At 52.0% G+C, this 12,120-nt stretch carries 11 protein-coding genes; 5 read left to right on the forward strand and 6 right to left on the reverse strand.

The window, feature by feature from the left end; translation table 11 throughout:
• Window positions 1-67: 67 nt before the first annotated feature.
• Window positions 68-1,009: a peptidoglycan-binding domain-containing protein gene (locus LKK83_RS26095; RefSeq protein WP_324634394.1), complete on the forward strand. Its 942-nt coding sequence runs from the start codon at window positions 68-70 to the stop codon at window positions 1,007-1,009.
• A 40-nt stretch (window positions 1,010-1,049) separates the two neighbouring features.
• Window positions 1,050-1,193 carry a hypothetical protein gene (locus LKK83_RS26100; protein WP_324634395.1) on the forward strand — a complete coding sequence of 48 codons (144 nt, stop codon included), beginning with the start codon at window positions 1,050-1,052 and terminating at the stop codon, window positions 1,191-1,193.
• A 165-nt stretch (window positions 1,194-1,358) separates the two neighbouring features.
• On the opposite strand, the gene LKK83_RS26105 is transcribed toward LKK83_RS26100, so the two are convergent.
• The 4 genes from LKK83_RS26105 to LKK83_RS26120 form a co-directional block, all read right to left on the reverse strand.
• Window positions 1,359-2,057 carry a DUF2927 domain-containing protein gene (locus LKK83_RS26105; RefSeq protein ID WP_324634396.1) on the reverse strand — a complete coding sequence of 233 codons (699 nt, stop codon included), beginning with the start codon at window positions 2,055-2,057 and terminating at the stop codon, window positions 1,359-1,361.
• A gap of 43 nt (window positions 2,058-2,100) precedes the next feature.
• Window positions 2,101-2,883, reverse strand: a complete 783-nt coding sequence (gene panB / locus LKK83_RS26110) for a 3-methyl-2-oxobutanoate hydroxymethyltransferase (protein ID WP_324634397.1) — start codon at window positions 2,881-2,883, stop codon at window positions 2,101-2,103.
• 107 nt (window positions 2,884-2,990) lie between these two features.
• Window positions 2,991-4,220 carry a lycopene beta cyclase gene (gene crtL / locus LKK83_RS26115; RefSeq protein WP_324634398.1) on the reverse strand — a complete coding sequence of 410 codons (1,230 nt, stop codon included), beginning with the start codon at window positions 4,218-4,220 and terminating at the stop codon, window positions 2,991-2,993.
• A 242-nt stretch (window positions 4,221-4,462) separates the two neighbouring features.
• Complete coding sequence (locus tag LKK83_RS26120) at window positions 4,463-6,292, reverse strand: serine/threonine protein kinase (protein WP_324634399.1); 1,830 nt, start codon at window positions 6,290-6,292, stop codon at window positions 4,463-4,465.
• A 384-nt stretch (window positions 6,293-6,676) separates the two neighbouring features.
• Here LKK83_RS26120 and LKK83_RS26125 point away from each other — a divergent pair, with 384 nt between their 5' ends.
• From LKK83_RS26125 to LKK83_RS26135, 3 genes are all read left to right on the forward strand, one after another.
• Window positions 6,677-8,107, forward strand: a complete 1,431-nt coding sequence (locus LKK83_RS26125; protein WP_324634400.1) for a form I ribulose bisphosphate carboxylase large subunit — start codon at window positions 6,677-6,679, stop codon at window positions 8,105-8,107.
• Between the two features lie 251 nt (window positions 8,108-8,358).
• Window positions 8,359-8,733 (forward strand): RuBisCO chaperone RbcX, encoded by a 375-nt coding sequence (gene rcbX, locus LKK83_RS26130; protein ID WP_324634401.1) that lies wholly within the window; start codon window positions 8,359-8,361, stop codon window positions 8,731-8,733.
• A gap of 109 nt (window positions 8,734-8,842) precedes the next feature.
• Complete coding sequence (locus LKK83_RS26135; protein ID WP_324634402.1) at window positions 8,843-9,178, forward strand: ribulose bisphosphate carboxylase small subunit; 336 nt, start codon at window positions 8,843-8,845, stop codon at window positions 9,176-9,178.
• A 146-nt stretch (window positions 9,179-9,324) separates the two neighbouring features.
• On the opposite strand, the gene LKK83_RS26140 is transcribed toward LKK83_RS26135, so the two are convergent.
• Window positions 9,325-9,978, reverse strand: coding sequence for a Uma2 family endonuclease (locus tag LKK83_RS26140; protein ID WP_324634403.1), 654 nt, complete (start codon window positions 9,976-9,978; stop codon window positions 9,325-9,327).
• 370 nt (window positions 9,979-10,348) lie between these two features.
• On the reverse strand, window positions 10,349-11,467 hold the full coding sequence (locus tag LKK83_RS26145) for a fatty acid desaturase family protein (protein WP_324634404.1): 1,119 nt from the start codon (window positions 11,465-11,467) through the stop codon (window positions 10,349-10,351).
• Window positions 11,468-12,120 lie beyond the last annotated feature (653 nt).

The raw sequence follows: 12,120 nt of genomic DNA on the forward strand, positions 1-12,120 counted from the left end.
GGAGAACTCCTCCCTACGCATAAATGACGAGGGTTTCCGTTCTCCCCCTTACCAACCCTAATTTCTGATGATGGAAAATCTAGCCTATTTACACTTGGTAGCTGCCTGGGAATCATCGAACCCGATTTCCCCCAACCCAATGGCAAAAAACCGCAACTCCGTTCTCTCACTTTTAACCAATAAATCCCGGATTAAAAGTGGGGCAGTATTGCTCTCGATCGCTCTCACCCTCGGAATTTTTCACGTGAGTTGCAGCTCGTTAGCCGCCTTAAAACTGGGAGATACCGGAGAAAAAGTGGCGGAGATTCAAAACCAACTGATTCGCCAAGGGTTCTATGAGGGGGAAATCAGCGGATACTTTGATAAAAAAACGCAAAAAGCCGTCAAACAATTTCAGTCAGAACAAAACATTGCCGTAGATGGAATCGTCGGCCCGGTGACCCTCAAACACCTGGAGCGATCGCAGGTGGGCTTTTTTGAATTCGGATTGGGATATCGCGGTGGTCGGGTGACGGTGTTGCAATACGATCTCAACCGATTAGGCTACTATAACGGCCAGATTACTGGCTACTTTGGCGTCTGGACCCAACAGGCCCTGCGGCAATTCCAGGAAGAATCGGGGTTAAACGTTACGGGCAAGGCGGATGTGAAGACGCAAATCGCCCTAGAAAAGGCGATCGTCAAGCAACCCGTTCCCCTAAACGAAGACGCCCTGATGGTGGAAAAACCCACCGATGAGGAACAAATCGCCGCCACAGAACTCGAGGAAACAGAACAAACGGCGATCGCCCCCAACATGGGGAATCTCTCGCGCGGGGACAAGGGTCAGCAGGTTCTCGAACTACAATATCAACTCAACAGTTTGGGCTATTTTGACGGCCCGTTTACCGGCTATTTTGGCCCGTTAACCGAAAACGCGGTAAAACGCTTGCAACGCGATCGCGGTCTTCGCATTGATGGGATTGCGGGACGATACACCCAAGGAGTCCTCCTCGCCACCCAACCCTAATCCGATGCGAAACATCCCTCAAATTCCACCCCGAAATTGCATGAATCAACTGTTACATCAGGTGGGTGGGGCACTCAGCCATCGCGCATCCCCATCCGCCCGCAACCTTAAAATCCCACCGGGCGATCGCGCCAGCGATCGCCACCCCGGAACCTCCCAGGGTTTTTCACCTCCCTCGGCGTAACACTCAATTCTCAGTCAAAACGCGATCGAATCATCACCATTCGATCCACTTGCGCTTTTCCCCCAATCCAGCCTCAACCTCCCCTTTCTTTATCGCAATTTGACTCCTCAATCAACGCCCAGGGCGCAACCTTTGGGAACCGTCTCACTTCGCTTTGCGAATTCCTCACCGACTTGATGTTCTCAACACATCGAGCAGTTCTTCTTTGCTCATCCCCGGGCGAACTTCTGGCCGATATAACAGGGAAATCACCGCTTTATCCAGTTCCGAATATTCCGTGACATCGGTCCATCCTTGAAAGAAAATGCTATCGGAAAAGCGGTATGAATCTCTCATTAACCCTAGGGATTGCGTCAGTTCTTCACGAATGATATGAGCGCGTTCCCGTTGGTTGATTTCGGTGGTAGAAATCAAAATTCTCGCCTGAGAAATCTCGTAATTCTTCCACCAGGTCCAGAAAAAGCCGTAACTCACTGGGACATAGTTCGGCTCATATTGATGAAATTCCGACTCGGGAACGAAATAGATATCTACATTCGGATTGGTAGAATCGAAGCGCCAATCGATATTGGTGAGAGCGTTAAGTTCCTGCATGACCGTGCGTAAGATGCGGCGGTCTTCTGGTGTGGGAGACCCATGAACTTTAATCCGCAGGGGTTCGACCCACTTTTTAATCTGAGGGTCGTTATTGCCAAATTCCGACCCCAACGCCACTTCGAGAAAATAATCGATCGCTACCGAGGGGTCTGTGCGATAGAGAGTTTGAGCGTGGAGTGTGGCGGGTCTGGGCAAAATGGGCAATACCACCGAGAGGGGTAAAGCGGTGGTGGCGATCGCGGCGAGGGTAACTAGCTTGCTGTGCATTTTCCGATTCCGATAAATTTTGCCAGTGACATTTCAGCGCCCCCTATTCTCGATCGGGAAATTGCCGATCGCGCACTTGGGCGGCATACTGTTGCACCGCGTCGAGAATAACGGACTGCAACGATGCATATACTTTAGCAAATGGCGGCTGGCGATCGCTTAATCCTAACAAATCGTGGGTGACCAGAATTTGCCCATCGCAATCCGGGCCGGCACCGATTCCAATGGTGGGAATGGCAAGCTGTTGGGTAATGTGACGGGCTAATTCAGCCGGAATATGTTCCAAGACGATCGCAAATGCCCCCGCCTCCTGCACGGCGATCGCTTCTTTCAAAATGCGATCGCCCTGTTCTGGTGACTTTCCCTGCTTGCGGTACCCAAGCTGATGCACCGACTGGGGCGTTAATCCCAGATGACCGAGAACCGGAATTCCCGCCAACACCAACCGATTCACCGTTTCTGCCATTGCGGGATACCCGCCTTCCAACTTCACCGCCCGCGCCCCGGTTTCTTTCAGGATCCGTCCGGCGGAGTGGATGGCTTGTTGCGGACTTTCTTGATAGGTTAAAAACGGCAAATCCACCACCATCAAGGCGTTTTTGATTCCCCGTCCCACCGCCTTGGCATGGTGGAGCATTTCTTCCAACGTCAGGGGCAAGGTGGTCTCGTATCCGAGGACCACCATTGCCAGGGAATCTCCCACTAAAATTAAATCGACCCCGGCGCGATCGAGCAGTTTGGCCGAGGCATAATCCCAGGCTGTCAGCGCCACGATCGCCCGCTTTTGCCGTTTCCATTCTATGGAGTTTTGGGGAGTGATGGCCATAGTTCGATCCGATTCAGCTTGGGCGCAGTGGTGGGCGATCGCAAATGACATTTTAAATTACCACAACTGCCCGGGTTTGTCAACCTTTTTGTCCGAAAAAATTCCGCCTACACCGTCAGCGCCCGCCAAAGCCAGTGACCCTCCCTCGGGATAGAACCGAGCAGACCCTGGCGGATATTATTCGGCGCGATCCGAAACAGATTGAGCATTGCCACTATCAGTTCCGGTGTAGACAGACTATCCGTGAGAAACCCGGACCATTGGGGAAGAGATAATCGAAAAAAGCTGGCAAAAAAACTTTGCAGGTCGGCTTCGGAAAACTGCATCAAATTTTCCAACCCAAACTGATAGAAATAATATTTCCGCAGTCGTTCCGAGGGCCAGAGGGCATCCCAAGCCTCACCTGCGGTAGTCATGGGTGCGGGTTCCCCCGTCGCCAGCGCCCGGGCGATCGCCTGCGCCACTGCCGGCGCGCGGCGCAGAGTTGCCCCTACCAAATAGCCAGAGGCGGGATGAACCATGCTAGCGGCGGCTCCAAATGGCACCACCGGGCGATCGAGGATCGGCAGGGGCAAATTCATCGGAAACAAACAGCGTTCGATATAATGTATATTTCTCACTTTTGCGCCGCGCGAGGACAACCGTCGCTCCAATCGATTTTTTAGCACGTCAAAGCCGATCGGGGGACAATGAGCCAAAGAGGTTTCTTCTACAAAGTAAACATCCTCGCCTAAATCCATTGCATAGAGAAACGTCGGCGGTTCCGCGCGCTCTGCTGGAGAGAGATGATCGCTGCGGTAATCCATAAGTACCAATTGCTTTGGTTTGACGGGCGGCTGAGAGAACTTGCCGACAATGCCATAGGCGGCTTGATAGGCAATTTTATCGGAGGCCGGTCTGTGCGTAAACGGCGATCGATGTCCGGTGGCATCAATGACGATTCTCGCGGATAAATCGGCTCCCTGCTCGGTGGTGACGCATGAATGGGTAGGGAAATGCTCGATTTTGGCCACCTTATCTTTGTGCCAGACCATCTGGCCGCGATCGCATTGTGCCAGTAAATGAGCCTGCAGCTTGCGATTATCCAAAAAACCATAGTCGCGACCGAGTTGGATTTCGCGATGTCCGGGATAGCACACGCAATCGCTCCATCGGTGGGCGAGCAAGTCCGTCAGACCGAGCGCTTCGAGTTCGTCGCACCAGATGCCATAGGTGTTTGGCAGCACAGCGTCGGGATCCGTGGGGGTAACGCCCACGACTTCCAATCCTTGATTACAAAGTGAGGCGGAGATCGACAATCCCGCCGGTCCCGAACCCATCACCAAAGCATCGAACATTTAACCCTTTCCTCCTTTTGGATATAACAACGACCGTTTGTCTCCTTTGCCAGTTGACCGCTCGGTTGGGTCTCAATTGTCATTCAAAATCATATCGCTGTTGTGCCATTTTTCCAAAAAGCCCGGTGGGCAAATCATGGGGGTTTGGAGGAGTGGGTTCAGTAGGCATTAGCAACTTGCTTTTTTGAGTCGAGAGTGACGGGCTGTCCGCCGAATGAGAACCCGAAGCGGTCCAGTCTGCTTTAGCGCCATCCCAACAATTTCAGCACTGGCACTAGCAGGTAGTAACTGACGCCGAGGAAAAAACTGCCGACAATGCCCAAAGCGCTAAAAAAGGCAATGCTCTCCCAAAATTCCAGCCAACCGGCATTGGTGGCGTCGGAGAGCAAGTGCAACAGGGCGGGAGGAGAAACAGTATAAAGCAAGCGGGCCACCAGGAAGGCGCTGCCGATCGCGCTGATGCTGGCGTGGAAGAGGTGCGGTTTGGGCAATCCCACGCCCAGGGCAATCGAGGCGATCGCAATTGCCGAAAATCCCACTAAATCCGGGGCGGCGAGGGGTTGAGACTCCAGGGCGGCGTGCAACACCAACCAGCCGCACCCATAGCCCACAGTGCCCATCAATCCCGCCGTCACAAATCGCCGCCGCTGACCGAAACTGCCGGCTTCGGTCAATCCGAGGGCGGTTCCCAATCCCGCCATGCTAAATAAAATCAGCACCGGATCCAGGGGGAGGGGGATGGGGCCAAACCACTGGGTCAGCAATTGCGACAGGCGGGCGATCGCTTCGGTGCCCATCGGCGACCAGTAGGCGAGGGCAAAGCCGGTTCCCGCACCCACACTGGCTCCCAATCCTGCCAGCCACATGGCTAACACTGTATCAAAGCAAGCTTGCAGGCTCCAACTCAGCACGTTGAAGAAGGTTTGCAAAACACCAGCGATCGCCCGATAGAGGAACAAAATCACCGACACCAGGGCGATCGCAAAAGTGGTGGCCAGATCCCACCCCCGCTTTCCCAGGCGATCGGCCACATCCAACACCATCTCGAGCAGCCGAGTCAGGAGTCCGGGCACTCGGGTGCGGACAATGGTGGTTAAATTGGAGGCATTTACCAGACGCGCCTGAATTTTCGCCGCACTGGTGGGTCGTTTGTTTGGGTCGAGTTCGAGAGTCTCCTCGATCGCATTGGCAAACAGGGGGCTGACCGACGCATGCTGACGCCAACGACACCGCCCGGTTTTCGGATCGTCGAATTCCGTCGGCGATCGCCCGGTGAGTAAATGCACCAGGGTCCGCCCCAAGGCGTAAAAATCCGCCCCCGGTCCGACGAGGGCACCGGCCATCTGTTCTGGGGGACTGTATCCGGGGGAATACAATCGGGTGGAGGTTCCTTGCGGGCCGCGGAGTTGTTTGACTCCCCCAAAGTCGATCGCCACCAGTTGTCCGCCCACGCTTCCCGGGGGAATTCTTCCTTGATTTAACATTTTTAAGAAGGAGCCGGGGGAGAGGCTTTTGGCCAAAGATTGGTTGGGACTGCGGCGGATCATTAAATTGGCCGGTTTGATGTCTCGGTGAATGATTTGATGGCGGTGCAATTCGCCCAGGATGTCTGCAGCTTGGATCGCCCAGTCGAGGGCTAAGGCTTCCGGACAGCCTTGGGGAAAGCGATCGATGACGGCTTCTAGGGTTTCTCCTGCGATTTTTTCCATCACCAAGCAAGGTAAAACCCGGGGGTTGGGGTGACGTAGGTTAATTTGAAAGTAGCTATCCCGTTCTACCCGAGGGACCCCCGGATGGCGCAATCGGGCCAATACAGCGGCTTCTTGTTGGAACAGGGCGAGGGCTTTTGGGGCGGTTTCGATGAGGACTTTGAGGACTCGTTCGGTTTTGGTCTGTCGGTCGTAAATGATGTACGTGATGGCAAAGCCCCCCGTCCCCAGTTTTTTCAGGGGCAGGTAGCGGCGATTCAGCAGCAACGGTGCGCCACAACTGAGGCAAAATTTTTTGCCATCCGCTGCAGATAATGGAGAGGCACAGTCCGGGTTAATGCAGTGAAGGGATTGAGGCTGCATGGGTTTGGGCGATCGACGGATTCAAAACTGCCTTTGATTGTATCGCTCTAGCGACCTGCCACCCCGGAACCTTCCGCAACCCCAGGAAAGAAGGGGCTGCATATCATAAAACGGTCAAGTTTCAACGTAACAAAAAATTAAGATTTAATAAGAAATATAGCCAAAAATTATTAAAGAATAAAAGAACAATGATGTTTAACTTATTGCTTTCCTGATACTATTGTTATGCATGGCAAGCGCAGCCCGCTCATTCCGGTCTGCCCCCAAGGTGAAAGCCGTGGGGCCATGAGGGAGCCGCACTCTCGTTAGAGTCGAACCCCCTCACGGAACTCAAAAAAAGAGCTGCGCTGTAAAAATGTTCGATGATTCCTAGGAAGGGGGATTATGTCTTACAGTTCAACCCAGACTCAATCAAAATCCGGATATCAGGCCGGGGTAAAAGATTATAGACTGACTTACTACACGCCGGACTACACTCCCAAAGATACGGATATTCTGGCGGCTTTCCGCATGACTCCGCAACCGGGAGTCCCCCCAGAAGAAGCCGGTGCTGCGGTGGCGGCTGAGTCTTCCACCGGGACCTGGACCACAGTGTGGACTGACCTGCTCACCGACTTGGACCGCTACAAAGGCCGTTGCTACGACATCGAGCCGGTTTCTAACGAAGACAACCAATATATTTGCTACGTCGCTTATCCTCTGGATTTGTTTGAAGAAGGCTCCGTGACCAACATGCTGACCTCCATCGTGGGGAACGTGTTTGGTTTTAAAGCCTTGCGCGCACTGCGTCTGGAAGACTTGCGGATTCCAGTGGCTTATCTGAAGACCTTCCAAGGTCCGCCGCACGGAATTCAAGTCGAACGCGACAAGTTGAATAAGTACGGACGTCCCTTGCTCGGTTGTACGATTAAGCCGAAACTGGGTCTGTCGGCGAAGAACTACGGTCGCGCGGTGTATGAATGCTTGCGCGGCGGTTTGGACTTCACCAAAGACGACGAAAACATCAACTCGCAGCCCTTCCAACGGTGGCGCGATCGCTTCTTGTTCGTTGCTGACGCTATCCACAAAGCTCAGGCAGAAACCGGCGAAATCAAAGGCCACTACCTGAACTGCACCGCCCCCACCTGCGAAGAAATGATGAAGCGGGCTGAGTTCGCCAAAGAACTCGAAATGCCCATCGTTATGCATGACTTCTTGACCGCAGGCTTCACCGCTAACACCACGTTGGCGAAATGGTGCCGCGATAACGGAATGCTACTGCACATCCACCGCGCGATGCACGCCGTGATCGACCGTCAGAAAAATCACGGGATGCACTTCCGCGTGTTGGCCAAGTGCTTGCGGATGTCCGGTGGCGACCACATCCACACCGGTACCGTGGTGGGTAAACTCGAAGGCGAACGCGGCATCACGATGGGCTTCGTGGATCTGCTGCGCGAAAACTATGTGGAACAAGACAAGTCTCGCGGCATTTACTTCACCCAAGATTGGGCTTCTATGCCTGGGGTGATGGCTGTGGCATCCGGTGGGATCCACGTGTGGCACATGCCCGCTTTGGTGGAAATCTTCGGCGATGACTCCGTGCTGCAGTTCGGTGGCGGTACCTTGGGCCACCCCTGGGGTAACGCTCCCGGCGCAACCGCAAACCGCGTCGCCCTGGAAGCTTGCATCCAAGCCCGCAACGAAGGCCGCAACTTGGCCCGCGAAGGCAACGACGTCATCCGCGAAGCCGCTCGCTGGTCTCCAGAATTGGCCGCCGCTTGCGAACTGTGGAAGGAAATCACGTTCGAGTTCGAGGCGATGGATACCGTCTGATCTCGCGGGAGGTGTGAAGGGTAAAGGGAACAGTTTTGGTTCCTTTATCCTTCTTCCTTTCTCCGTCAGATTGGCGCTCTCCACCCGCGCCGTGTTTGGTTTCATTCAGTGGGTAGGGGCAGACAGTATCCTCAATTGCTGTTTGCCTCGGAAATCGGGGGTAAGGTGTTTGACTTAGTTAAGGTGGCCGCAAGGAGCCTTGACTATAACATTTTGGCAAAAGCAACTCCGATAGTAAAAATCCAAACCATATGGATGTAAAACAAATTGCTAAAGACACGGCGAAGGTGATGAGCAGCTACCTGACGTATCAGGCGATGCGAACGGTCTTGGCTCAGTTGAGCGAGACCAATCCTCCGGTGGCATACTGGCTGCAAAGCTTTTCATCAAAGGAGAAAATCCAAGATGGGGAAGCCTATTTGTCAGCGTTGCTTCAGGAAAATCCAGAGCTGGCGTTTCGGCTGATGACCGTGCGCCAAAGTCTGGCTGAGGAAGTGACGGAGTATTTGCCGGAGATGGTTCGCAGCGCGATCGCCGAAGGGAATATCAAACACCGCAAGGAGTATTTGGAGCGATCGATGACGAACACTACGGTGTCTGATTCGATGCCCGATACCGAACATTAAGCTCCTTGTCTACGGTGGGAAACTCAGCAGCGATCGCACCCGGGCTTACCCCCTTACGCGCTTTGGGCGCATATCATCACAAGTCCAGCAGAATAACGACAAAGAAGCAATGAAAACTCTACCTAAAGAGCGTCGGTACGAAACCCTTTCCTATCTGCCTTCCCTGACGGATGCCCAGATTTCTAAGCAGATCCAGTACATCCTCGACCAAGGCTTTATTCCGGCGATCGAGTTCAACGAACAGTCGGAACCGAGCGAATACTATTGGACCATGTGGAAGCTGCCTCTGTTCAGCGCCGCTAGCGTGCAAGAAGTGATGAACGAAGTGCAAGCTTGCCGTTCGGAATACCCCAACTGCTTCATCCGCGTGGTTGGTTTTGACAACGTGAAGCAGTGCCAAGTGCTTAGCTTCATCATCCACAAGCCGAACATGAGACGCTTCTAACTTTGTGAGTTAGATTTTGTATAAATCAAGGAGGGGCAACAATTGCGTTGCCCCTCCTTTTTCACTCGTTCCTAGCACATGCTGGGAACGCCCACCCCGACGCTACCCCTCCCCCAGTTCGGATACAACCTCATTTCCGATTTCAACTATGAATTTTCCAGGGTCTGGATTTGGGCAATTAACCAAGCGTAAAGCTGACCTCGCCCGGTTTCTCGACTGCGCTGTAATGCCTCTTCCAACAGGGTAAACGGTAAGGCGGGTAACACTTCAGACTGCGATATTTGCTTGCTTCCCCCATCCGCGATCGCAAATGCAATCAATTTCGCCTCGCGAACATTCACCACCCAATACTCTTTCACGTTTAACCCTTCGTAAAGCATTCGCTTCACCCCGATATCGTCGGATAGCGAGGTTTTGGCAATTTCGATCGCTAAATCCGGTGGCGGGTAACTCTCTAAATCCACAATGGTTGTATCGGGGGGAATCATTTCGGCCCGTTCGCCAATATAAAACCCTAAATCCGGTTGCGCCTCTCCGGTCCGGGATTTCCGAAAAGTACAGTTCGTCACACCCGTAAGGGGAATATTTTTCAGACCACTAAACAGAGCGATCGCCGCGCCAATCGAGAAGTTATCCGAGGAGTGGTCAAACCCTTGTGGTGTCATTTCAACTCTGATTTTTCCGCGATAATAATAAAATTTAGCGTTTTCGTAGGCGCGATCGCGAACTGCTTGCAGATATTCATCCCAACTTGCAGTTATCCATTCATCGGTTTTAAATTGGGTGGGTAAATTGCTCATCAATGACCTCCGCCAATCGAGAGGATTGGTTTTAATCTCAGGGTAAAATTTATTATAGCAAATGGCTGGCTTGGTGACTGGCAGTTTTGGCGTCTCGGGCTTTCCTCCGCGCCGCCAGAGGAATTCTGGTTTGAAAAGGGTGCAAATAAACCAACGGCACAAACATCGATCGCGCCTTTGCCATCACAGGCAAAAGGCGCGATATCACAATCGGAAATGGTTCGGGAAAACGAATCGGTTAAGCCCTCCACTCTAGAGGCTTTTCATCTCAAAATAGTCCGCCTACCGTCAAATTTTCGGTCGGGAGTAGGCCGATCGCGCACCCGAGACAGGCTAATTTAAAACAGGCTTTTCAGGATTGGCAATTCGCTTAGAGTTTAGGCGAATTCTGCGGTAGGGGACAAGCCACTGATTTTTCTCCCGCCCAATCAGTAAAGGTGTTTTCATCTTTGTAATGCCGAGGGGTTTGCAACAATAAGCGCCAAGCTTCTGTGGCATCTAATAAATTCAAACGCCCGGGATAGTGAAGTTCGAGTAATTCTCGCACAAGGGGATAATAGTCGGAGTTGATATGAGGAAAAATGTGATGCTCGGTGTGGTAAGAAAAATTCAGATGCAACCAATCGAATAGTTTCGGCACTCGGATTGATAAGCTATTTAGCATCGGATCGTTAATCGAACTCATGGCGGAAATCATGTGATTGGTATAAATGTAGAACATCGCACCGGCATAGCCTATGGCAATCGGCAAAAAGTAACTCAGCAGGAGTTTAATCGGGTGAAATTGCAGGTAGAATAAAACGGTGAGATGAATGGCGCAAACGCCCAGCAATTCCACAGCGATCGCCCGTCGCTCTTTCCGACTCACCGTAAATGCAGCCGGTACGTAATCCACGGCTTTATTATTAAAAAACAGCACAGAGGTGATGTTTCGGAAATTATGCACTCCCCAAGCACTAGTCATTCCAATAGCTAACCAAAATGGATGAACCTCAGCCGAGGGCACAAATAAGTTTTGAATCCATTTCCCCCAGGTTTTCGGCTGATTTTCTAAGTAATTGCGATCGGGGTCGTTCATGGAATTGGTTTTATTGTGATGCTCTCGGTTATGTACCGCTTTCCACATCGTTGGAGTCATCCACAATAGGCTTAATCCGAGAAAACTCATCACCGACACCACTCGCTTATTTCTGATGACACTCCCATGCATCAGGTTATGAGAGCTAAACAGAAGCACAATAATGCTATTGCCCATGACGAGTGCGATCGGTAAGTAAAGCCATAACAGGAATACATTCCACCGATCTAATGTGGAACCGATCGCCCAGCCCCCCATGACAATGAGCAAATTCATCCCTAAAATCGCTAACTTACTGGGATCGGGTTCAAATGCCTCCGATGGCAGCAGAGGACGCAATTTCTTTGCATACTCCGCTTGCGGAATCATTAACTGCTCCTCGGCGACGCTCTTCAATTTTTGTGCATTCATCTTGTTAATAACTCGATCCCTAAAAAACTAAACGTAATAGGGCGAGTATAGCTGAAATAATCCAACAAATCAAGGCGATCGCTATTTTTTGGCTACCCTACAAAATATTTCCGTTTTTTTTGGCTTTTTCTGATAAAATGATGCTTTTTTCCCACGGAATCTCTCATCAGCTTAAAAACCAACCCTAAACGACAAGTGCGAGTCTCCCAACAGTATGCCGTTCGGAGTCGGCGATCGCGCTTCACGACCCGATGACGGTTTCCCCTTTAACTCATGGGTTCGGAATTAGGGTACCCGCTCAAATTAGCTTCCCCATCAAGACGAGATGAATCGCCTCTACAGGATGCAAGATTTGCTTGCTATCTTATTTCAACCCTATATGAATTGGAAAGGGTCTGAATTTGGGCAATGAATACCATTGTAATTGGGGAGTGCAACAGATAATCAAAAAGAATCTCCGCGCCATTCAAAAGCGGATCCCCCCAACCCACCTTTTTAAGGGGGGCTTAGCCGTTTCCCCCGCGATCTAAACATTTATTCCTCTGCCCTCCCGTGAGGTAAAAATTCTTCCTTTGTCCCCCCCTTTCCAAGGGGGGTAAGGGGGGGATACGAGGTAAAAATTCTTCCTTTGTCCCCCCCCTTTCCAAGGGGGG

Source organism: Phormidium sp. CCY1219 (assembly GCF_035615515.1).
Classification (GTDB): Bacteria; Cyanobacteriota; Cyanobacteriia; order Cyanobacteriales; family Laspinemataceae; genus CCY1219.

Bases quoted from the DNA above. Each gene is read 5' to 3' on its own strand.
- LKK83_RS26095 (WP_324634394.1), top strand. From the start codon at position 68: ATGATGGAAAATCTAGCCTATTTACACTTGGTAGCTGCCTGGGAATCA.
- LKK83_RS26100 (WP_324634395.1), top strand. From the start codon at position 1,050: ATGAATCAACTGTTACATCAGGTGGGTGGGGCACTCAGCCATCGCGCA.
- LKK83_RS26105 (WP_324634396.1), bottom strand. From the start codon at position 2,057: ATGCACAGCAAGCTAGTTACCCTCGCCGCGATCGCCACCACCGCTTTA.
- panB (WP_324634397.1), bottom strand. From the start codon at position 2,883: ATGGCCATCACTCCCCAAAACTCCATAGAATGGAAACGGCAAAAGCGG.
- crtL (WP_324634398.1), bottom strand. From the start codon at position 4,220: ATGTTCGATGCTTTGGTGATGGGTTCGGGACCGGCGGGATTGTCGATC.
- LKK83_RS26120 (WP_324634399.1), bottom strand. From the start codon at position 6,292: ATGCAGCCTCAATCCCTTCACTGCATTAACCCGGACTGTGCCTCTCCA.
- LKK83_RS26125 (WP_324634400.1), top strand. From the start codon at position 6,677: ATGTCTTACAGTTCAACCCAGACTCAATCAAAATCCGGATATCAGGCC.
- rcbX (WP_324634401.1), top strand. From the start codon at position 8,359: ATGGATGTAAAACAAATTGCTAAAGACACGGCGAAGGTGATGAGCAGC.
- LKK83_RS26135 (WP_324634402.1), top strand. From the start codon at position 8,843: ATGAAAACTCTACCTAAAGAGCGTCGGTACGAAACCCTTTCCTATCTG.
- LKK83_RS26140 (WP_324634403.1), bottom strand. From the start codon at position 9,978: ATGAGCAATTTACCCACCCAATTTAAAACCGATGAATGGATAACTGCA.
- LKK83_RS26145 (WP_324634404.1), bottom strand. From the start codon at position 11,467: ATGAATGCACAAAAATTGAAGAGCGTCGCCGAGGAGCAGTTAATGATT.